Below are 21,084 nucleotides of genomic sequence, written 5' to 3' on the forward strand. Positions count from 1 at the left end.
TTATTTTTAGAAATTAGAACTAAATTCATATTGGACAAACATATGCTGGGTAACAGAGGATAGTATATGGTTGATGCAAAAGGGGGAAGTGCATGACATATCTTAAAGTATTGAAAGTATTTTATGTGCTTTTGGCTGTAGTGGGAGCCATTCTAGCTATCGCTTCTTACTTTCAACATTCACTTTACTTGAAGTCATTTGGCCTTGTTTTGTTAGGGTCATCGCTCGTTTTTAATAGTTACACTACCTATTTAGAGTGGAAAGGAAGAGGACCCTTTCTTTATATGGCCATAGGTCTAATAGTGATTGCCATAGCTATAGGTGGTTTTACTAATGCATGGTAACTATTTTTGTTAATGAAGAAAAATCTATATAGTTAATATTATGGATTGGACATTTTAGCTTCTAGCATCTAAGAACAACCAAACTATCCTCATTTCTAATAAAGTTGGCTTTCTAGGATCAATTTTAGTTTACATAAAATATGTTTTCGGAACCTCTATTAAAAGTAATTTATACTCGGCTCTTATACAGACGGATAATTAATAGTATTTTGAGTAAACTAATTACATGTAGAGTTTCTAAAGGAACCCCACCTCTGGCAAGTCAGGTGGGGTTTTCTTTTTAATACATAAGTTATTGAGTAGTATTTATAATGCAAAATGAATTTGCGTAAACTATCTACGATGCTATAATGCATTAAATAAATACACCTCGTATAAAGCCAGTGAAAGAACCACTTTTCAACTGGTTTTATATGTTGGTACAGGTTATAAAGAGAACAAACGTACATATTCTTATAACAAGAAGTAAAATTAACTTCGAGGTTTTATAAATGAACTAAAAGAAAGTCTACTGAGATCCCCAGTAGACTTTCTTTTTTATGATGTATAGTTACTGACTATGTTAAGCAAACTACTCATGACGCCGTGAGGCATCTAATGTCCAACATGAATCTCTTCTCCAAGAGCAGAAAAACCTACTGATCTCTGTTCAGTAGGTTTGTCGTTTTTTAAGCTGTATATGACATACATAGCTAGTTAACATAATGTTTTTCTAGGCGGTAGTAAAAAGAAGTCTCCCATTGAGACTTCTTTTCCATCCTCATTAATTTTTTATTTCCCGACTTAAAGGTTAAAAATTAGATAAGATTAAATAAAATCCTCTATTTTTGCATCTCTTTTAAATTTTAAAATAGCTTCTGCTGCCTTTTTGTACCCTCCAGAATCCCTTAAAGATTTTCCAATTATTAAGCTTTTTTCTTTAAATAAGGGGTTTGATAGTACTTGTTCTGTTGTCTTTCTTAATGTAAGAACATCTAGTTCTTGACGATTAAGTTGTAAACCAGCTCCTAATTCTTCAATTCGATTAGCCACTATTGGTTGATCTCCCATAACAGGGATAACAACGAGAGGAACACCAAAATAAAGCCCTTCACTCGAACTATTCATACCACCGTGAGTAATAAAAACATCTGCTTGTTGTAGTACTTCTAATTGGGGTACATAATTACGCACGATAAAATTAGGTGGAATATCTTTAAACTGGTGAATATCAGTCTGTTTTCCTACTGATAATACAACTGTAGCTGGACTTTCTTGGAATGCTTTAAAACAGGTAGTATATAACTGAGGTTGCTGGTTAAATACCGTTCCCATAGAGATAAAGATAAGCTTATTACTAGGGCTACTTTTTAAGGGAAGAGTTTCTACATCTTTCCGTGGCGCAATAGAAGGACCAACAAAGATGAAAGACTCATCAAATTTATCAGCATAGGGTTGATATAACTTAGAGGTAAATACAATCGTGATATCTCCAGGGCAAGACATCAAGTTTTGTCTATCACTAAGAACTACTCCATATTTATATTTCCATTTTGTCGATATTTCTTCAATTTCTCGATACTTTGGGGAGGTTTTATCCATTTCTCCTCTGCTCTTTGTGAGAGCTGAAAAGATATCCTCATTAAAGGCAAATGTTGTACAAGAAGATATTTTAGGGATTCCCAGTACATCAGCAATAATCCACCCTGCAGCGAAATTATTATCATAAATAACGTAGTCGTACTTCTCTTCGCTTATTTCGTTTAGAACATCCTCTATAATCTTATCCATTGACCGCCCCATAAATAGCAACATTTCGAGGGGATCTATTTTTTCCATCAGCCTTTTCATTGGATCTATATTTCGTGTGAAATTTTCATAGGGACGAAATAAAGCACCTGTTTTTTCAATTTTATTTTTATATTCTTCTACACAGTAATAGACCACGTCTTCTCCATTTTTCACTAGCTCTTCTACGAGTGCAATAGTGGGATTAACATGGCCTTCTCCAGGAAAATTAAAGAATAATACCTTTCCCATTAAAATACCTCCTTTTTTCATCATATAAAATACCAAAATATTAATATAATTACTTATTATACCATAATATTTGATATCCTATATATTCTTAGTTCACATAACCAGCGTTTCAAGAACATATACAAAAAGGCCTCCTCAAAGCCTCAAGGGGCTGTTGTGTTTTCTTTTTACCGATTATGAAATTCTCTATACATCAACTTTCGGTTTAGTGTGATTAAATATGCCGATAAAGATAGCTTTTAAATATATATAATTTCTTTGCATTACATCTGTAATGAAAGAGATGATTTTGGATTCTATTTGCATCTTATTTCAATGTTATTTAATTCAAATTAAATTCTCAAAGGAACTGAAAAATTTTAGAATAAGGGATGAAAAATAATAAGGAGGAATCAATATTATGACAAATATCTCTTTATCCAGTAATGGAAGTACTTCTTTTCAGCAGCTATTAGGCCATAATACAAATGTATTGAGCGCTTGGAACAATCTGGGAGAAGTTTTAGAAGGGGATAACAGCCTCTCAGCTTCTTTGAAAGAGCAAGTTAGAAGAACATTAGCTCAAAAAAATGGATGCGAATATTGTAAAGCAAAAGGAAAGCCTAACCCTGATTTATTTGATGAAAAAACGTCTCTTGCTGTAGGTTTTGCAGAAGTTTTTCTAAAACAAAGAGAGGAAATAAACGAATCCTTTTTTCACGTGTTGAAGGAAACGTTCACAGATTGTGAAATTAGTGAGTTATGTGCATTTATCAGCTTTACTACAGCTTCACAATATTTTGGAGCCTTATTGGCTTTAAAGCCAAATAAAGAGTAAACATATGATCAAGTAGATTAAGGGTTTTACCTGAATTAATAGGAGTAAAAATAGGGAGAGTTTACATCATCTTTATTATATGTATTTAATAAATATAATTTTGCTCTTAGAATCAGAGGAAAGGCATGCTTTAAATAAATAGAATTCTGAGTTTTATTAAAATTCCACAATAAATACCTTTAGATATTATTCTTGTTAGTAAAATATAAGGAGGAAACTTTATTGATTTCGGAGCTATATACAAAAAGGTTACACCTAAGAAAGATGCACGAATCCGATGCAACTAATTTATTTAAAATTTGGTCTGACCCTCATGTAACTAAGTACATGAATATTAACAATTTTACCGAGATAGAACAAGCAAGGGATATGATTAACCTCTTAAATAAACTAGCTACTGAAAAAAAGGCTATTCGCTTTGCTATTATTGAATTAAAAACAAGTGAAATTATTGGATCATGTGGCTATAACATGTTAGACTTCGAGCATTCAAAAGTTGAAATCGGATACGAGCTTTCCAAAGCAGTATGGGGAAGAGGGTACGCGTCTGAAGCTATTAACAGTTTATTAAATTATGCTTTTTTAGATTTGGACATAAACCGAGTTGAAGCAAAAGTAGAGCCTTTAAATATTAATTCGATTAAAACTTTACGTCGGTTGAATTTTACATTTGAAGGAACACTTAGGCAAGTAGAGAAGTCAAAAGGAAAGTTTATAGATCTTAATGTATATTCCAAATTAAAAACAGATTAATGGCTTAATTCAATTATACATTTACCTATTTTACTAATATTCACCTTTAATTACATCGTGACTAGAAATACATTTCTACCTTTGTCAGTAATATTTACGAGATGAAGTATGACAGGATGTATAGCTTGTTATTAACATTCTAAAAAATTCGCTGGTTGGGAGCAGAAGGAGCAGATAAATAAATGAGTACAAAAAAAATATATCTTACCCCATTTGAAACAACCCATATTCAACATTTACATAAATGGTTAAATGATGAACAGGCAATGCTAATGGTAGGTAGGACACCTTTAACTTATGAAGAGGTAGTACAGGAAGTAGAAAAGAAAAGAATGAATGACGATTTAATTTTAGGCATTGAGACCAATGAACAAGTATTGGTTGGATGGGTATTCCTAAAAGATATAGATTATGCACATGGAAGGGCTAGTATCGGCATTCTTTTATCTTCTGAAGCTAGAGGTCAAGGATATGGTCAAATAGCGATGGAGCAAATGATTGATTTAGGATTTAAACAACTCCGTTTAAATAAAATCTATTTAACAACAAGGGGATTAAACGAACGGGCTATTGCATTATATAAAAAAATTGGTTTTGTTACAGAAGGCATATTAAGAAATCACGCCTATGTGGAAGGGAAATATGTAGATACATATTTCATGGGTATATTATCTTCAGAGTGGAACAGATGAACCTAAGTTAATTATAACTCCTAGTCAGAAACTAAAAATATGACATCTTTGTTAACAACAAGGTCTTTCTCTTCTTTATCTCGAAATAACCTACTTGTAACAAAAAATGGTAAAGGAGAAAAATTCTTATGCAAAAAATAAAATCCTCTCTTACAGGTCGCCTGGGTAGTTATACAAAGGAAATGATGAAAGATTTAAATGTTCCAGGAGCAGCAGTCGCAATCATAAAAGATGGAGAAATTATTCTTTCTGAAGGATTTGGGTATCGCGACATTGAAAATAAAAAACCTGTTACACCAAGTACACTGTTTGCAATTGGTTCATCTACAAAAGCTTTTGGGACGCTTTCTCTAAGTTTACTTGCTCAGCAACAAAAGTTTAATTGGGATAAATCTGTTCAAACGTATATTCCTGCTTTTTCACTCCATGATCCTCTAGCAAGCTCACAAACTACAGCTCGTGATTTGGCCTCTCATCGTTCTGGTGTTAGTCGTCATGAACTACTATGGTATGGATCTTCACTAACACGAAAAGACATCGCAGAAAAAATTCAATATTTGGAGCTAGATGCACCATTTCGTACAAGCTTTTTATATAATAATTTAATGTATGCAACCATTAGCTATATGGTAGAAGAAATTACAAATCAGACATGGGAACAGTATGTATCCGAACATATCCTGCAACCTCTTCATATGGAAGATACAAATTTTTCAGTTACTACTTCACAAGCAAAAGATGATCATGCACTTCCATACATTGAAAAGAACGAAGATATAGTCAAAGTTCCATTTCGTAACATCGATACAGTTGGTGCTGCGGGCTGCATAAACTCAAATATAGAAGATATGGCCAAATGGGTGCTATTCCACTTAAATCAAGGAAAAGTGGGTGAACATGAACTTATTACACCTGATATGTTACAGCAGATGTATGAACCGCATATTCCAATTCCGGATGAACCACTTTTATCTACATCAGAAACAACACTAAATTGCTATGGACTTGGCTGGTTTATTAGTGCATATCGGGGTTATAAAGTAATTCATCATGGTGGGAATATTGATGGATTTTCAGCACTCGTATCTTTTATACCAGAAGAAAATATCGGACTTGTTATATTAACAAACACTGGAACAACGTTATTACCATCTTACCTTGCGAATCAAATTTATGATGAGCTGCTGGGGCTAGATGCAATTGATTGGCATAAAAGAGCTATAGAAGATACAGCTAAATTTAAAGAAATGATGAAAGAATTAGATAAGCCTCTTCCACAAGTAAAAGAGACAACCCTTACACATGCAGTAAAAGAGTATACAGGGATATTTGAACATCCTGCATATGGGAAAATTGAAGTGTATAAACAAAACGATACGTTATATTTAAAATGGAAATCCGTTGATATAGAGATGAAACATCATCATTACAACACGTACACAACGAAGTGGAATCTTTCTCATACAGAAATGAATGTATTAATTGCCTATGAGATGGACGTAGAAGGAAAGTTATCACAGTTTAAAATGCATTTACCATCCATTTTGAGTACAAAACCGATTGTGTTTAGTAGAATTGCAGATAAAAATTCATAAAATTAAATATAAAACTTACGATATATCAGTTTTAATGAAAAGAAAGTATGAGCCAGGACGTGAATCTAGCTCAATACTTTCTTTTTACTTTTTTATACGGATATAGCACTAAATAGTAGTATTCAACATGATTTTTCAGAAATCATTGCTTTAGTAGATAATTAACATAAAACGTATTATGGGAAATAAAAAATCCAAAGTACGTTACGCTACCTTGGATTTTTTATTTGTATAAAATTCTATAACAGCTAGTCCAAATGAAACACCAAAGGCTGTAGAGAATGCAGTTAAGAAATCAGCTTGAGACTTAAAAAGAATATTAATTATCACATTGCCTATAAAAAAGACTAAAAAATAGATTAGAAATTTAAGAGCTAACTTTTTCAAAAACTCACCTTCTCTACTTTAACATATAACTATTTATTAACTTCGTTACTCGTAACGATCTAAATCCATAATATCAATAATCTTAACCCAAATCACGCTTTATATTATCTAAAAAAATAGCCTAATGAATTAAATTATATTTTAATTATACTGCTTTTCTTCAGGCTTCGTTTTATTAAAATCATACAAAAACACAGCGAAATATGTTGCAATATATATAATTAAAATAACCCAAATTTCAAAAGGGTCAATTATAAAGTTAAAGAGATGAGTTTGAGTAATAAGAAAGTGGATCAACAGAGGAATAAACATACACAACCATATAAAGTTCCGGTCTTTAACAATATTAAAAATAAAAATTATTGCAACAACAATTGTACAAACTATATAAATCAAGCATACATCTCCTGTATCATTAGATTTAGCATTCTCATCTAAAACATTCCTAATTAACACAATGTACCTCATAAGCATCAAAAAAGCTTTTTATATAAGATACCATCTGGTAAAGAACATATTTAAAATCTTTTTCAAAAATTGTTCGTATGACTTAAACATAGCGCTAAATTTTAAACTTTGCTTTTCTATTGGATTCATCATATTCCTACTTTCTGTGTAGATCTATTTGTATTATATCACCATTATTTAACTTTAAATCAAAAATTTGGTTATTAATGCGCTATACAAAGGTAATTAACATAATACCAATTTATAGGTACTAAAAAAAGGATCTTTAATTAAAGATCCTTTTAAATAATCAAACAAGCTCTCCAATGAACCATAACTCGCCTTCGTGAAAGTAATCTTCGTCATTAATAATCTCTTTATACCCTTTAATAACTAGATTTTCAGGAATTTCTAATCCCCATTCTTTTTCTATGCTTCTTTCAGATGGTAGGAGAGTCCAACTTTGCTCCTCTGTATTCCTGTCAAAAAATCCATTTAAATCTTCTTTATCAAATAAAACTACAATTTGAGAATCAAATAACTTTGGTAATGATATCAGAATATAAATACGATAATCCTTCTCCAATTCAGTTCTTGTATCAATTAAATGCTGCATTCGATTAATCAGTGTCTGCATACATAGCTTTCTTACTGAATTTGATGTATTTTTAGAATCAATAAATGACTCATTAAAAGGCATATGAAGGTGCCAATAACCCAAATAGCTATTATCCTCAGGGCTAGGTAAAGAAGCCGTATATTCAGTGATAGAATTAACAAACGTACGACACTTTCGTTTTATCCCTCGAGTTTTCTTTTTTAAACCATTATCAAATTTCCATCTGCGCATTTTACTAATATTCCCGCCTTTCTAGAGAATTTAAATTTAACACAAGAAGGGTTAGAGATTCTATAAATTCTTAATTAACATAATCAACATTATCAGCACTAATTTATTTCTGAGTATCTTAATAGGTCATATGATAAACAAGTAATAGATATTAAATCTATATAACTTTAAATTCCTTATAAGTATATGTTTACCATATTAGATTTTTTATATATAATTTATACATGTTGTTAATTACATATTCTTGAAGAGGAGATAAAAAATGAAGAAAATACTTATTACATCAATTTTTGCCTTATCCCTAATCTTATCAGCTTTAGGATTTCAACCCTCGAGTGCAAAGGCCCAATCAGAACACAATCCTGTCGTTCTAGTTCATGGAATCAGTGGTGCATCTTATAATTTCATCCCTATTAAAAACTATCTAATTACTCAAGGATGGGATCGTAGTAATCTTTATGCTATTGATTTTTTAGATAAGACAGGAAACAATTTTAATAATGGACCTCAACTTGCTCGATACATTGACCAAGTGTTGAAAGAGACAGGAGCTAAGAAGGTAGATATCGTTGCTCATAGTATGGGAGGAGCGAACACGCTATACTATATTAAATATTTAGGAGGAGGAAATAAGATTGAAAATGTCGTGACGTTAGGAGGAGCAAATGGTTTAGTCTCGTCTACAGCACTCCCAGGTACAGACCCTAATCAAAAAATTCTTTATACATCTATCTACAGCATCAATGATCAAATTGTTGTGAATAGTCTCTCTAGGTTGCAAGGAGCAAGAAATATTCAACTTTACGGCATTGGACATATTGGATTGCTTTCAAATAGTCAGGTCAATGCATACATAAAAGAAGGACTAAATGGCGGGGGCCAAAATACAAACTAATTATTTTTAGATATGTAAGATACCCAAAGTTATTTACCATAATCAAAATTCTAGGAAACAAATAAAGAAAGCAGCCAATATAAAATTAGCTGCTTTCTTTATTTGTAGGTTTAGTTTTCATAAAAATTCCTGCTAATGCAATGAAAATAGCAGATACAAGTAATGCAGTTAACCCCTGCTTTAAAATAAAGCTAAAGACTATTACAGAAATTAAACTTAACAAAAACATTGATTTGACTAACATATTTCTCTTATTCATTTATAATCATCTCAATTCTTCGTACGGATAACATATAAAATTATTGGCGTTGCTCTCTTTGTCCAACGATCCAAGCTAAAACTAAAATAGAAGCTGTTACTACTAAAGCTGTAAACATAACTATATTCACCTCTTATTCCTTATAATTACATTTTAACACATTATAAAGAGGGAGAAATAAATGAATACGATACACAAAGCTAGTTAACATAATACCTCTTTATCGGTAGATAAAAGAAGCAGACCTTTAATTAAAGATCTGCTTCTTTACCTTAGCAAAAACTAAATATGTTCCCAATATAAGCACAATACCCAAACCGATAAAACTTAACCAATACACCCAAGGGTAACTATATGAAACTGTCGTAACTCCCGTGTTTCGATCTACTATGGTAGTCGTACTAGGAGTATAAATTGTATTAATAGTTAAGTACGTTAATAAAGCTTGAGCAATAAGAAATACACCTATTGCACGTTTCATAACCTTGCCTCCAAACTCATACATGTTTCTATGTACAGTTTAACATAAAGAGACTTAATTAATTGTTAGTTAACATAAAACCAATTACAGGAACTAAAAAGGCTAGAAATGTAATGTTTCTAGCCTTTTCAACCTTTACTTATATCGTCTTGCTGAAAAGAATTGAACAATCGGAAAGATAACTAATGACAGACATATAGCTGCAAATAAAGATATATTGCCGAAATCATTTCTTCTGACAAAAATAATGCGATCTGCTACCCATAAAACAAAGAGAGAGATTGTTAAGATATGATAACTTGTTTTGGCGCTTATAGTAGCAACCTTCTTACCCATTTCATCTTTTTGAACTTTTCTATCGAATCCCCAAGTAGCAAATTGAAATATGCTGGTTAAAACTACAACTATTCCTATAACACCAGTTACTCCTATACTATATCCATTTTTAAAATCTGCAATATACATCGTGATTAGAAAAAAAGCGAAGCTTAGCAAAACCACAATACCCAAAATATAATTTCTTTGCACATTCTTCATTACGAATTCCTCCCACTTTGATATAAAAATAATTCATCCACACTTACTTCTAAGTTTTCTGCTAGCTGAAATGCTAAAGCTAAGCTTGGATCATATTTGTTATTCTCGATAGCATTAATTGTTTGCCTAGATACTTCACAAGCTTTAGCTAAATCCTCTTGAGAGAGCTTTTTAAATTTCCTAAGTTCTTTGATCCGATTATCCATACTTATCAACCTACCTCTAAAATGTAAAAGACTTTTTACATTTATAGTATATGGTAATATTTTCATTATGTCAAATATCTTTTACAAAACATCTAAGTTTCTATGTATATCGCACATAGATTTAGTTAACATAATATTTCTTATAGAAAGTAAGAAATAATCCATATTTTTGAATGAAATAGAAAAAGGGTTCGATTCTTAGCGATGAATCGAACCCTTTTTAATATACTAATATGTATAATAATATTTATCTTTTGTATAAGTTTACTTTACCTTTATATAAGTTTGTTGTATTATTTGTTTGTAGTCAAAAAAAGGAAGGTGATTACATTGAAAGAAAAAAATGGTGACTACGTTGAAAATAAAGTGTATGAGCACCGAGTTTTAAAAAGAATGTCTCAAAAAGAATTGGCTGACGCTGTAGGAGTATCTAAACAAACCATATATGTAATGGAGAAAAATAATTATTCTCCTTCTCTCGTTTTAGCTTATCGAATAGCTGATTTTTTTGGCGTAGATGTTAACGATATTTTTAATTATGTGAGAGGAAGTGACTGAAATGATAACTGACAAAATAGAAAATGCCATTTTTTATCCTTTGAAAGTCTGGACAGAACAATCAAATAGTAACTGGAATATGCTTATTGGTATTGGGTTTTTATCGCTTATAATTGCAATAATTTTGGTATACGTATTTCAAAAAAAATTGGGTATGAGTGTATCTGACGAAAGAACAAACCAAATAAATTTAAAAAGTGCCCTTATCATGTTATGTGGAATCATTTTGTGCGACCTCATTTTCCCAAAAGAGTATATGTGGCAAATTTTCTTCTTATTTAAATATTCCCTTGCATTCATTGCTTCAGGTATATATCTTGCTGTTCGATATAAAAAGGATTTCTTAAACTAAAGAACTTTGTACACGATATTCAGAATTAGTTAACATATTGTGCCTTATCGGAAACAGTATAAAAGAGCCAGTCCCTTTATGAGATCTTGGCTCTTTTGGTTTGATTATATATTAATTCATAGCTTAATGATGGAATACACGTATACCTGAATGTGCCATGATCATTCCATATTCATTTGCTGCCTCTGTAACTTGTTCATCTCGTAAAGAATTGCCTGTTTGAACCACATATTTAACACCACTCTGAGCCGCACGATCGATATTATCACGAAACGGTAAAAAGGCATCAGATGCATAAGAAACGTCTTTTAATCTTTTTAACCATTCTTGTTTTTCACTTTTACTTAGCCTAGCAGGGATCTCTTTAAAACACTGTTTCCATTGTTCATTTTCTACTTCAGTAATATCATCATTCAACCATCCATCAATTGCATTATTCACTTCTACACGAGAAATGCCTTCTCTGAACTTCATATTAAGTGCTCTTGGATGTTGTCTTAACCACCATTTATCAGCTTTTTCAGCTGCCAACCTCGTACAATGAATACGGGACTGCTGTCCGGCACCAATCCCAATTGTTTGGCCATCTAAGGCGAAACAAATAGAGTTTGATTGTGTATATTTTAATGTAATAAGAGCGACAAGAAGGTCCCTTTTTGCATTATCAGGAATATCAGATTGAGTCGTAACAATATGATTAAAAACTTCCTTTCCAATCTGTATATTATTTCTTTGTTGTTCTAGAGTAATGCCAAATACCGTTCTTTTTTCAATTGGATCAGGCACATAGTTTGGGTCAATCTCTAAAATTAGATATTTTCCTTTCTTTTTCTGTTTCAAAATCTCTAATGCTTCTTGGGTGTAGCTTGGTGCAACAATCATATCAGAAACCTCTGTTTTGAGGAGAGTAGCTACAGTTACATCTACTTCATCACTAAAAGCAGCACAATCTCCAAATGAAGACATCCTATCTGTCCCACGCGCTCTTGCATAAGCAATCGCTAAAGGAGACAGGTCTAGGCCTTCAACAAAATAGGATTCAGTAAGTGTCTCATTTAGTGGAGAGTACACAGCTGCACCTGCTGGACTTACGTGTTTAAAAGATGCAGCTGCAGGTTGATCAGTAGCCTGTCGAAGCTCCCGAACAAGTTGAAAAGCGTTTAATGCATCTAGAAAGTTAATATAACTCGCTTCTCCATTTAAGATTTTAATAGGCGTGTTCTCAGCATTCTGAACGTTAGCTTTACTTTGATTTGGATTCATCCCGTATCGTAAACCAATTTCTTTCACTTGAAAATCTCCTTTCCAAATAAAAAAAGTATTTGAACTCATGTTCAAATACTTTGCCCAGGCGTACGGCCGTTATCTATGTGCTTCCTCATGGTTCTCCATGTTTACGCCAGTAACACATAGTCTGTTTTATAAGAAAATTTTACATAATAAAAGTAATTTTAACAATACCTTTATCCAAATTTTTCTTTTTTAATTATATATCATACACAAATTTAATTTACACAACAGGTATTATAATAAGAAAAAACCCTTTAAAATCAATAGTTTTAAAGGGTTTTTATTTTTATTATTAGGTCTAAATAAACCAAATTTACATTTTTTTCATATAATTTCATTGACTTTATTAGTACCTAATACTAATATCTATTTATATATCTTAGTAATAAAAAAGGGTGAATATAATGAAATCAACTGCACGTATTACAGCAATAGGTACATACGTACCAGAAAAAAGACTTACAAATGACGATTTAGAACGAATTGTAGATACTAACGACGAATGGATCGTGAAACGAACTGGCATGAGGGAAAGAAGAATTGCCGATGAAAATGAATATTCTTCTGACCTAGCTATTAAAGCAATTGAAAACTTAGTGGAGCAGTATCAAAAAGAGTTAAAGGATGTAGGGTGTATCGTTGTCTCCACTACAACACCCGACTATGCATTTCCAAGCGTGGGAGCCCAAATACAAGATTACTTTGATATTCCTACAACTGGGGCGCTAGACTTTAATGCTACCTGTGCGGGCTTTACATATGGATTACACATGGCAAACGCCTTTATTACATCTGGACTTCATCATAAAGTTTTAGTCGTAACTGCAGAAACGTTATCGAAGGTTACAGATTACACGGATCGTACTACGTGTGTTCTATTTGGGGATGGGGCTGCAGCTGTTTTGGTCGAAAGTGATGCAGAGCGCCCAAGTTTTATTGCTACGCATATTGGTACAAATGGAAAGGGAGGTAAACATGTATACCGCACCAATTTATCTACTACCATGCATGGACAACCTTTGAGTTCAAGTGGCAAGATGGTGCAAAACGGAAGGGAAGTATATAAGTGGGCATCTCGGACAATTCCTTTAGGTATGGCTGAATTGCTAGAACAAGCAAATCTACAAAAGAGTGAAGTAAATTGGTTCGTTCCACACAGTGCCAATTTACGAATGGTTGAGTCTATATGTGAAAGATCAGATTTTCCAGTTGAGAAGACATTAACTAGTGTCGAGTACATGGGAAACACTTCTTCCGTTTCCATTCCTCTAGCACTACAAATAGGGATAAACGAAGGGAAATTAAAAGATGGAGACGTTCTCTTACTCTACGGATTCGGAGGAGGACTTACCCACGCAGGTCATATTATTAAATGGGATTTAGGTAAGGATTAAATAATCTAAACAAAGATGATCCGCATGACAACACAAAAAGATCCTACATTATTTTGATGTAGGATCTTTTCATTTACTTCTATAAATAGAGTATGTTCATAAAAGCATAGAAAAGCACCCTTACTCCAAGATAATATGTGCGTGTACATTATTTATCCCTGGTAACATGGAACTTTCAATAAAAGTGCTTTTTCAACGTGCTCTGGAATATAACTGCTTAACCTTCCCCCATTAGAATAGATTTCCTTTACCATACTTGAACTAAGAAAAGAATATTTTTCTTCTGAGTGAATAAAGAATGTTTCAGCTTCTTTATATAGATTTTTATTTGTTAGCGCCATCTGGGCTTCATATCCATAATCAGTCACGGTTCTCAAGCCTTTGATAATCGCTCTATAATTGTGTTCTTTCATATAATCTACAAGTAATCCTTCAAATGTATCAACTTTGACTTTTTTATTATCTTTAAATGATTGTTCAATTAGCTGTCTTCTCTCTTCGGTAGAAAATAAATATTGTTTCTTAGAATTCACCAAACCAGCCACTAAAATTTCATCAAAAAATTCACTAGCTCTATTTATAATATCAATATGTCCATTTGTAATTGGATCAAAGCTTCCTGGATATATAGCCTTCATTTAATCACCTCACTTCTTACTACTAACTATTTCGAAAAGCATTTGGTAATCTTTTCATTTTGTTAGCAATAATAACTACTTTAACATCTTGTAATAGATTTGAATATGTTGTCCGTAAAAGTATACCTTTACGGACTTTGAGTATGTATAAAAAATTTATCGATTTTTACGTTCGTTTAAATTAAAAAAGAATTTACGAACGTATTCCAAAATACATACACTTTTACGAACGTTTTTAATGAAATAAGAGGGAATTATAAATTATGAATAAAAAGCCTTTGTTAAAAAAACAAAGGCGTTCATTGTTATTGGGCTTAGTATTTTAAGTAGCTTTTAAAAATTATATTACCTTTATTACTTTTTCTATAGAATCTAGATTACATAAACTCCTTAGTTGTTGCAAATGATTTATATACCTGGTGTCGTCTAATATAACAATCATTTTTTCTTCTCCTCTTGTGGTAGCTACATAGTGTTCATTTACATCCCGATTCCAATAGATTTTATAATCGGAAGCGAATAATATAACTTGTTTAAATTCCAGCCCTTTTGAAGAATGCACCGTCATAATTTTATGATTATGAGTACTACCATCAAATGCAATATCATAGTCTGAAACCCTGATTACTTCTATAAATGATTGTAATTCATTAATATCCATAGGAATATTTAACTTATAAAACAAGTCTGTTAATACCCTTGTTATTTGCTCTTCTTCAATATCCTGCTCTTTAAGGACTTTTATTATATCATTAATTTCTTTTACATCGGCTGAACTGTACTCGCCTGCTAATTCACTTATAACATCATATATTGAATAACGATCGTTCTTAGCATACTTTGCAAGTTCTATAAGTAACACAACGTTTCTCGTGCCATTATCTAAGGGGGTTCTTGGTATATAGGTGAAATTATAGCCATGTTCATTTAATTCGTTTAGTATTGTTTGTGCCTGATTATTTGTTCTAACTAAAATAGCTAGCTCTTCTTCAATATTTAGTAAATTTTCGCCAGAAGTTAAATTGTCTAAAATGTCACTTATAGGCCCCGAATCGCTAATTCCAATGACATTTTCGACACATTCTCTCTCAGAAAATAAGTGTCTTGTTTCTTCGTAGAATAAGTTAGAATAGTTTTGAATGTCTGAACAACAACGAAAATTATTAGTTAGTGAATAAACATTAAAATCATTTGGATTAATAATCAAACCTTTGAAATATTCCGGGTCTGCTCCCCTCCAAATATAAATAGATTGTTTAGGATCTCCAACAATGAACAGTTTTATTTTTAGTTCATCTTTTAGATACATAAATAATTGATGCATATCCTTATCACAATCTTGATATTCATCAATAAATACTTTGAAAAATTTTGCGCATAAATATTGTCTTGCTGCCTTAGAGCTTTTTAAGATTCTAAGAGCCAGCTGAAATTTAAAATTTTTTTTATTATCATTAAACGCACTTAAAATATTCTGATTCCTTAGTATGCTTAATCCTTCTTCACTTGTGTCAAATTTACTTTTTGAATATTCTACATCAAAATTATCATTATAGCTACTGCCTAATGCATCTCTTATAAATGGTCTAATTATTTCTTGTTCTACAAAACTATCATTAGTACCAACAAAACTTCCTATTGCTTTTCCGCCAAGGCGATCCTTAATTTCCTTAGCCGCCTTCTTAGTAAAAGTAATTGCAGCAATTTTATAATGAGTTGTATTATTTGTTAAATCCCAATTCATTTTTCTTACTAAAATAGATGTCTTTCCAGATCCTGCACCAGCTGAGATTAGAACATTTTCAATATCTTCGATAATTTCCTCTCGACTTTTTTCATCAGTCATGGTTGACCAACTCCTTTAGGCAACAAAATTGATCACTGTTAAAAATTTTCTCGCAATCTTGAGCATCTAAACCATTAGTTAATTCGACCATATTATAAAGCTTACTTGTTTGTAAGTAATCTATAGGAGTAGTTGTTTCTAAAACCGATTGCATCTTTTCTGCAATAACAATGTTCAAGTCATGTTCTAAATCTATTCTAGATAAGTATATGTTACTAGCTTCCAACTCCATTACAATATCTTTTGATTTTCCATAGATTTCTAACTTTGTTTCATTAAGTATTCTCTTTTTATCTTTCTTACTAATGTTATCAGCAAGAGTAATTTCTATTGGAGCTAAACTATCTTTTTCCAGTAACTTCAAACATCTGTTAAATCCAATAAGGTCATAAGTAGAACTTGAACCTCTTTTTGCTTTTAAGTCGTTATCTGTTTTAATTAAGGTTTTAATTTCCAAACTGTTCAGAGTCTCAGTATATTGTGAGAAACTAATTCCATCTACTTCTAGTAAGTATCCGCCGTCTAATTCATATTCAGGGTGGGTTTCTTCTAATATTTTTTCAAATAGAACTTTTTCAGAGGGACCTTCAATCAATAAAACTCTCTCTGCAAATAGTGCAGCTGATAGGGATTTATTAAGTTTCCTTTTAACATTTTTGTAGTTAGAATCAACTTTGTACATATGTGAAGAACAGGTCACTCTGTCCTTTGAAAATACTCTTATTAGTCTAGTATTATCCATTTCATATAACAATTCAGGGGAATGGGTCGACAAGAAAAAGTAATTATACGTAGGTTGTTGAAATAATTGCTTTGATAGTGCAATTTGCATGGATCTATGCAAACTATTCTCAGGTTCTTCAATTAAAAAGATTATAATTTTATCTGAATTTTTCCTTTTAGTTATGTAGTTAAGGATGGAATAAGAAAGTAATTTTCTTCTGCCATCACCGGATGTAGGATAATAGTTATCATCACCATCTTTTTTGATGTAAGGAATAACATCTGAAAAAAATCCTTTAATAGACATCTCCGATTTAATTTCAATAGAAATGTTTTCATTTTTTAAAGATTTATATTCAGTCGTTATTTCTTCTTGAAATCCCTTTATTATATTCATTGTGCCTATCTTATCATTCAATTGATCGGTTATCCCTTTAATTTCACCTATAATGCCTATGTCATTTTCATCACTATGAGATTCATCAAATATTATTTTCTTATTTTTATGAAATAGTTGATCTAAGTCAATCAGTGGATTTATATAAACTACTTTGAAAACATTATCTAATATATAAGAAGTTCCTCTGGCTGGAATATCTATAAGATTTTCCAAATCTACTCCCCATTTTAAAATAGCTTCACCATATACTTCCCTTTCATCAAATTCAGATTCCAATTTTATATAAAAAATATCTGAAGACTCTGAAGTTCTCGCTCCTTTGACTTGGGCCACAAGTTTTTTTGTATCTTCACTAGTTTCATAGTCTGACAGATCCAATTCAAGTGTTATTTCTATTTTTTGTGTTATATCATTTTTGTGAAAATCCGACATTACAAACTTTTGTTGTCTCACTTCTCTATCCAGTAAATATCTTACTGCGTATAAAAAGTTTGTTTTTCCAACGTCATTCATTCCGAATAATACATTTTTATTGTCTAATTCAATTTCTACATCTTTAAAATTTCTAAAATGTTTGATATGTAGCTTCTTAAAATTCATCGTAATTTCATCCCCTTAGCTATGCTATCTATCTTATAAGTAATTATACATCTTTAAATGGAATTTTTTAATTATCATTGTAACTTTATTACTAATTAGTTTTTATTTTCAAATGAGCTTGAAGGGTTATTACCTCTTCAGTCTTCCTTTTCTTTTTAATATCGTGTCTTAATATAAAAATCCTCATTTCAAAAAAATTTAACTTTTTATAAAATCTTTTTAGTTTTTAATATTTCATTTCACTATTACTTGTATAGAGGAAAAAATCGTCTGTAGCATCCTCTAAAAATTTAAGAATGAGAGATGATTTAATGAATTTATTTTGGTTTAGTGCCTTAATTGGTGTTATTGGTAATGCTCTTTATCATGTAATTCGAAGTTCTTTTCTTATTAAAAAAGAAAGAAAAAGCATAAAAGTAAAAAGATAATTTGTATTCCAGTTCCAATAGGATAGCAATAATCGGGAAAAGGGATGATATTCCACTGGATAAAGAACATTTGTTCGTATATAATATACAGAACAAATGTTCTTTTAATTGAGGAGTTCTTTTATGGATTATGGGCAGCTACCAAACAGAATCATTATTTGTATCGACATGAAATCGTTTTTTGCCTCAGTTTCCTCTGTCATACGGGGGTTAGATCCATTGAAAACAAGGCTTGCGGTGGTAGGAGATATCAAAAGGTCAGGATCAGTTGTGTTAGCTGCCACACCTTTATTAAAGAAAGAAGGGATCAAAACAGGAAGTCGCCTTTTCGACATTCCTAAAAGGAAAGATATCCATGTGGTGAATCCATCCATGGAGAGATATATCAAAGCTTCCAACTATATTTCAAGTTTGGTGTTACAGTATGTGGCTCCTGAAGACTTTCATGCGTATAGCATTGATGAGTTGTTTATTGATGCGACTGCTTCTTTGCATTTATTTGCTCGAACACCAGAGGAGCTAGCTCATCGAATACTTAATGAAATCTATCGCAAAACAAGACTGACAGCTACCGCAGGAATCGGTCCGAATCTCTTACTAGCTAAAGTCAGCTTAGATCATGAAGCAAAGCATAGCCCAACAGGAGTTGCTTATTGGCGATATGAGGATATTCCCTTTAAGTTATGGTCGATTCATCCAATGAAAGATTTCTGGGGGATCTCGTCAGCTACAGAAAGACGATTAAACCGTTTAGGCATCTATACCATAAAAGAACTCGCTCTTTCTTCGAAAGAGATGTTACAAAAAGAATTTGGCATCATGGGAGAGGAACTTCACCAACATGCGAATGGGATTGATTTTAGTCGCATTTCCGATGTGTACATTCCTAGCTCTCGTTCCTTTGGAAAAAGTCAGATTCTCTTTCAAGATTATACAAGCCGAAAAGAAGTGGAATTATTGCTATTGGAGCTATTGGACGATGTTTGTTTTCGTCTACGCATGCATCAAGTGGTGGCTCAAACGATCCATTTATCCATTGGCTACAGCAAACAAACAGGTGGAGGCTTCTCCAGACAAAAGAAAATGGGGAGAGCTTCGAACTTAAGCCAAGATATCTTTCCGTATTGTTTAACCATCTTACATACCTATGATAGTGGAATGCCAATTCGCTCCATTGGGATCTCCTTATCAAACACAAGCATTCAAGAAGAGGAGCAAATGAGTTTATTCGAGGACATTGATCAGCGTGAAAGAGCCCATGCGCTTGCTAAAACGATTGATGAAATCCGGATGCGTTATGGAAAGAATAGTTTGCTGCGAGCTTCCAGTCACCTCGAGCATTCAACCGTTCGTTATCGAAATGGCTTACTTGGAGGCCACAAAGCGTAAGGAGGACAGAAACATGGAACATAGAGGAATGAAGAAATGGCGCCCTTTTGCTACAATGCCAGAGCAATACATAGGGTTAAAAGAAGTCATAAGCAAGCAACTAGAGGTAGCTCAACCTGTTTTAACAGAAGAGCAAATGGAACAGATGAATTTCACCTTAATTGAAGCCTTACATACAAATAAACAAGTGTACCTTACATATTATAAGAGAGGCCAATGCATAACAGATACAGGATTCATTCAGTTTGTTGATTCCCTAGGGGATCTCTTTATTTTCATCGATGAAGTATTTGAATTAAAAAATAAAATGAGGTTAAGTGAGCTGATTGATGTTCATTTCACATAAAATAATTTTACCTTTACTATTTGTGGTAATCTAATAAGAGGCAACTCGAAAAGAGTGATCGACCTGGAAGAAACGAAGGAGCAAGAAATCAATCTTGATAAAGTGTATGACTATACTGACATTCCGGATAAGGTTTTATCAAGACTAAAATTCAAATAATATAGATAAATAAGGGGTTCTTACATATTATATATGTAAGAACCCCTTATTCAACAAACGCCCCCAATAGTTAAATAGGAAAAGGGACGCTTAATCCACAATTGTGCCTGATTGTTGAATATCATTTATAGAAGTATTCTTTCTTCTATTTCATTATTTTTACATTATCCCTACCCCAATGAGCCAATACTTCAATTATTTTACCTGATTCATCAAATGTCATGACGTCAATAATATCTATAGTAATTTCTTGTCCCCCAACGTCCATCCACAGTTTGAATGCCATAGCTGCTTGATTCCCATACGATGTACTAATTGGAGATATTAATTCTGCTTTTTTCGGAATAAATTGCACATCTTCATCTTCAAGATCTTTCTCTGTAAATCCATTGCTAATTGTTAAAGCTTTTGTACCAAATGGATCTTCAAGCGTGTAATTATCTGCAAACAAATTATGTGTACCCTCATGATAGTTTTTATTAATCATATCAATATAGCTTTGCATAGCCTTTCTCATATGTTCTGGTGTAGGCGCGCCTGTAGGGATATTTGATGTCTCTTTATTCTGCGTAATATCTTTTAGAACTTCTTTCCAACTGATTTCTTTCAAATTCATTTTTTAAAAATCTCCTTTATAATATATTGGTTTAAACAGTTATCTTGTAAGAGTGTCAAAACC

At 32.2% G+C, this 21,084-nt stretch carries 22 protein-coding genes and 1 riboswitch; of the genes, 11 read left to right on the top strand and 11 right to left on the bottom strand.

Going from position 1 to position 21,084, the window contains the following annotated elements; all coding sequences use genetic code 11:
* Nucleotides 1-92: 92 nt before the first annotated feature.
* Nucleotides 93-344: a hypothetical protein gene (locus tag LJC66_RS14490; protein WP_230932857.1), complete on the top strand. Its 252-nt coding sequence runs from the start codon at nt 93-95 to the stop codon at nt 342-344.
* Nucleotides 345-1,151: 807 nt separating this feature from the next.
* Here the strand turns inward: LJC66_RS14490 and LJC66_RS14495 are convergent.
* A complete protein-coding gene (locus tag LJC66_RS14495; protein ID WP_230932858.1) occupies nt 1,152-2,363 on the bottom strand; it encodes a macrolide family glycosyltransferase in 1,212 nt (403 codons plus the stop codon).
* A gap of 400 nt (nt 2,364-2,763) precedes the next feature.
* Between LJC66_RS14495 and LJC66_RS14500 the strand changes: the two genes are divergently transcribed.
* From LJC66_RS14500 to LJC66_RS14515, 4 genes are all read left to right on the top strand, one after another.
* The gene (locus tag LJC66_RS14500) at nt 2,764-3,180 is read left to right on the top strand and encodes a carboxymuconolactone decarboxylase family protein (RefSeq protein ID WP_230932859.1); all 417 of its coding nucleotides are present in this window, start codon (nt 2,764-2,766) and stop codon (nt 3,178-3,180) included.
* Nucleotides 3,181-3,402: 222 nt separating this feature from the next.
* A complete protein-coding gene (locus tag LJC66_RS14505; RefSeq protein ID WP_230932860.1) occupies nt 3,403-3,933 on the top strand; it encodes a GNAT family N-acetyltransferase in 531 nt (176 codons plus the stop codon).
* A 182-nt stretch (nt 3,934-4,115) separates the two neighbouring features.
* Nucleotides 4,116-4,625 carry a GNAT family N-acetyltransferase gene (locus LJC66_RS14510; RefSeq protein WP_230932861.1) on the top strand — a complete coding sequence of 170 codons (510 nt, stop codon included), beginning with the start codon at nt 4,116-4,118 and terminating at the stop codon, nt 4,623-4,625.
* Between the two features lie 128 nt (nt 4,626-4,753).
* The gene (locus LJC66_RS14515) at nt 4,754-6,220 is read left to right on the top strand and encodes a serine hydrolase (protein ID WP_230932862.1); all 1,467 of its coding nucleotides are present in this window, start codon (nt 4,754-4,756) and stop codon (nt 6,218-6,220) included.
* A gap of 204 nt (nt 6,221-6,424) precedes the next feature.
* Here LJC66_RS14515 and LJC66_RS14520 read toward each other — a convergent pair whose 3' ends face one another.
* Nucleotides 6,425-6,607, bottom strand: a complete 183-nt coding sequence (locus LJC66_RS14520) for a hypothetical protein (protein ID WP_230932863.1) — start codon at nt 6,605-6,607, stop codon at nt 6,425-6,427.
* Between the two features lie 757 nt (nt 6,608-7,364).
* Nucleotides 7,365-7,904 (bottom strand): DUF3916 domain-containing protein, encoded by a 540-nt coding sequence (locus tag LJC66_RS14525; protein ID WP_230932864.1) that lies wholly within the window; start codon nt 7,902-7,904, stop codon nt 7,365-7,367.
* Nucleotides 7,905-8,166: 262 nt separating this feature from the next.
* Here LJC66_RS14525 and LJC66_RS14530 point away from each other — a divergent pair, with 262 nt between their 5' ends.
* Nucleotides 8,167-8,799, top strand: a complete 633-nt coding sequence (locus LJC66_RS14530; protein ID WP_195694697.1) for an esterase/lipase family protein — start codon at nt 8,167-8,169, stop codon at nt 8,797-8,799.
* 506 nt (nt 8,800-9,305) lie between these two features.
* Here the strand turns inward: LJC66_RS14530 and LJC66_RS14535 are convergent.
* From LJC66_RS14535 to LJC66_RS14545, 3 genes are all read right to left on the bottom strand, one after another.
* Nucleotides 9,306-9,539, bottom strand: coding sequence for a hypothetical protein (locus tag LJC66_RS14535; RefSeq protein WP_230932865.1), 234 nt, complete (start codon nt 9,537-9,539; stop codon nt 9,306-9,308).
* Between the two features lie 135 nt (nt 9,540-9,674).
* Nucleotides 9,675-10,076, bottom strand: a complete 402-nt coding sequence (locus tag LJC66_RS14540; protein WP_230932866.1) for a hypothetical protein — start codon at nt 10,074-10,076, stop codon at nt 9,675-9,677.
* Nucleotides 10,076-10,282, bottom strand: a complete 207-nt coding sequence (locus LJC66_RS14545; RefSeq protein WP_230932867.1) for a helix-turn-helix transcriptional regulator — start codon at nt 10,280-10,282, stop codon at nt 10,076-10,078. The genes LJC66_RS14540 and LJC66_RS14545 overlap by 1 nt, the downstream gene beginning before the upstream one ends.
* Before the next feature lie 330 nt (nt 10,283-10,612).
* Here LJC66_RS14545 and LJC66_RS14550 point away from each other — a divergent pair, with 330 nt between their 5' ends.
* Both LJC66_RS14550 and LJC66_RS14555 read left to right on the top strand, forming a co-directional pair.
* Nucleotides 10,613-10,840 carry a helix-turn-helix transcriptional regulator gene (locus LJC66_RS14550; protein ID WP_230932868.1) on the top strand — a complete coding sequence of 76 codons (228 nt, stop codon included), beginning with the start codon at nt 10,613-10,615 and terminating at the stop codon, nt 10,838-10,840.
* Between the two features lies 1 nt (nt 10,841).
* A complete protein-coding gene (locus tag LJC66_RS14555) occupies nt 10,842-11,192 on the top strand; it encodes a DUF2178 domain-containing protein (RefSeq protein ID WP_230932869.1) in 351 nt (116 codons plus the stop codon).
* 123 nt (nt 11,193-11,315) lie between these two features.
* On the opposite strand, the gene LJC66_RS14560 is transcribed toward LJC66_RS14555, so the two are convergent.
* A complete protein-coding gene (locus LJC66_RS14560) occupies nt 11,316-12,482 on the bottom strand; it encodes a phosphoribosylaminoimidazolecarboxamide formyltransferase (protein WP_230932870.1) in 1,167 nt (388 codons plus the stop codon).
* A 48-nt stretch (nt 12,483-12,530) separates the two neighbouring features.
* Nucleotides 12,531-12,609: riboswitch (ZMP/ZTP riboswitch) on the bottom strand.
* Nucleotides 12,610-12,886: 277 nt separating this feature from the next.
* Between LJC66_RS14560 and LJC66_RS14565 the strand changes: the two genes are divergently transcribed.
* Entirely contained in the window at nt 12,887-13,876 is a 990-nt protein-coding gene (locus tag LJC66_RS14565) for a ketoacyl-ACP synthase III (RefSeq protein ID WP_230932871.1), read from the top strand.
* A 152-nt stretch (nt 13,877-14,028) separates the two neighbouring features.
* Here the strand turns inward: LJC66_RS14565 and coaD are convergent, their stop codons facing one another.
* The 3 genes from coaD to LJC66_RS14580 form a co-directional block, all read right to left on the bottom strand.
* The gene (gene coaD, locus LJC66_RS14570; RefSeq protein WP_216876807.1) at nt 14,029-14,514 is read right to left on the bottom strand and encodes a pantetheine-phosphate adenylyltransferase; all 486 of its coding nucleotides are present in this window, start codon (nt 14,512-14,514) and stop codon (nt 14,029-14,031) included.
* Between the two features lie 340 nt (nt 14,515-14,854).
* Nucleotides 14,855-16,360 (bottom strand): UvrD-helicase domain-containing protein, encoded by a 1,506-nt coding sequence (locus tag LJC66_RS14575; protein ID WP_230932872.1) that lies wholly within the window; start codon nt 16,358-16,360, stop codon nt 14,855-14,857.
* Nucleotides 16,353-18,083 (bottom strand): ATP-dependent nuclease, encoded by a 1,731-nt coding sequence (locus LJC66_RS14580; protein WP_230932873.1) that lies wholly within the window; start codon nt 18,081-18,083, stop codon nt 16,353-16,355. Before LJC66_RS14580 ends, LJC66_RS14575 begins: the two co-directional genes overlap by 8 nt.
* 551 nt (nt 18,084-18,634) lie before the next feature.
* Between LJC66_RS14580 and LJC66_RS14585 the strand changes: the two genes are divergently transcribed.
* Entirely contained in the window at nt 18,635-19,900 is a 1,266-nt protein-coding gene (locus LJC66_RS14585) for a Y-family DNA polymerase (RefSeq protein WP_230932874.1), read from the top strand.
* 13 nt (nt 19,901-19,913) lie between these two features.
* The gene (locus tag LJC66_RS14590; RefSeq protein WP_230932875.1) at nt 19,914-20,246 is read left to right on the top strand and encodes a YolD-like family protein; all 333 of its coding nucleotides are present in this window, start codon (nt 19,914-19,916) and stop codon (nt 20,244-20,246) included.
* A gap of 304 nt (nt 20,247-20,550) precedes the next feature.
* Here LJC66_RS14590 and LJC66_RS14595 read toward each other — a convergent pair whose 3' ends face one another.
* The gene (locus tag LJC66_RS14595; RefSeq protein WP_230932876.1) at nt 20,551-21,021 is read right to left on the bottom strand and encodes a nuclear transport factor 2 family protein; all 471 of its coding nucleotides are present in this window, start codon (nt 21,019-21,021) and stop codon (nt 20,551-20,553) included.
* Nucleotides 21,022-21,084 lie beyond the last annotated feature (63 nt).

It is taken from the genome of Priestia sp. TSO9 (assembly GCF_021029645.1).
In the GTDB taxonomy this organism is placed as follows: domain Bacteria; phylum Bacillota; class Bacilli; order Bacillales; family Bacillaceae_H; genus Priestia; species Priestia megaterium_E.

Bases quoted from the DNA above. Each gene is read 5' to 3' on its own strand.
- LJC66_RS14495 (WP_230932858.1), bottom strand. From the start codon at position 2,363: ATGGGAAAGGTATTATTCTTTAATTTTCCTGGAGAAGGCCATGTTAAT.
- LJC66_RS14595 (WP_230932876.1), bottom strand. From the start codon at position 21,021: ATGAATTTGAAAGAAATCAGTTGGAAAGAAGTTCTAAAAGATATTACG.
- LJC66_RS14545 (WP_230932867.1), bottom strand. From the start codon at position 10,282: ATGGATAATCGGATCAAAGAACTTAGGAAATTTAAAAAGCTCTCTCAA.
- LJC66_RS14590 (WP_230932875.1), top strand. From the start codon at position 19,914: ATGGAACATAGAGGAATGAAGAAATGGCGCCCTTTTGCTACAATGCCA.
- LJC66_RS14540 (WP_230932866.1), bottom strand. From the start codon at position 10,076: ATGAAGAATGTGCAAAGAAATTATATTTTGGGTATTGTGGTTTTGCTA.
- LJC66_RS14585 (WP_230932874.1), top strand. From the start codon at position 18,635: ATGGATTATGGGCAGCTACCAAACAGAATCATTATTTGTATCGACATG.
- LJC66_RS14510 (WP_230932861.1), top strand. From the start codon at position 4,116: ATGAGTACAAAAAAAATATATCTTACCCCATTTGAAACAACCCATATT.
- LJC66_RS14490 (WP_230932857.1), top strand. From the start codon at position 93: ATGACATATCTTAAAGTATTGAAAGTATTTTATGTGCTTTTGGCTGTA.
- LJC66_RS14535 (WP_230932865.1), bottom strand. From the start codon at position 9,539: ATGAAACGTGCAATAGGTGTATTTCTTATTGCTCAAGCTTTATTAACG.
- coaD (WP_216876807.1), bottom strand. From the start codon at position 14,514: ATGAAGGCTATATATCCAGGAAGCTTTGATCCAATTACAAATGGACAT.
- LJC66_RS14580 (WP_230932873.1), bottom strand. From the start codon at position 18,083: ATGAATTTTAAGAAGCTACATATCAAACATTTTAGAAATTTTAAAGAT.
- LJC66_RS14565 (WP_230932871.1), top strand. From the start codon at position 12,887: ATGAAATCAACTGCACGTATTACAGCAATAGGTACATACGTACCAGAA.
- LJC66_RS14530 (WP_195694697.1), top strand. From the start codon at position 8,167: ATGAAGAAAATACTTATTACATCAATTTTTGCCTTATCCCTAATCTTA.
- LJC66_RS14525 (WP_230932864.1), bottom strand. From the start codon at position 7,904: ATGCGCAGATGGAAATTTGATAATGGTTTAAAAAAGAAAACTCGAGGG.
- LJC66_RS14555 (WP_230932869.1), top strand. From the start codon at position 10,842: ATGATAACTGACAAAATAGAAAATGCCATTTTTTATCCTTTGAAAGTC.
- LJC66_RS14575 (WP_230932872.1), bottom strand. From the start codon at position 16,360: ATGACTGATGAAAAAAGTCGAGAGGAAATTATCGAAGATATTGAAAAT.
- LJC66_RS14515 (WP_230932862.1), top strand. From the start codon at position 4,754: ATGCAAAAAATAAAATCCTCTCTTACAGGTCGCCTGGGTAGTTATACA.
- LJC66_RS14500 (WP_230932859.1), top strand. From the start codon at position 2,764: ATGACAAATATCTCTTTATCCAGTAATGGAAGTACTTCTTTTCAGCAG.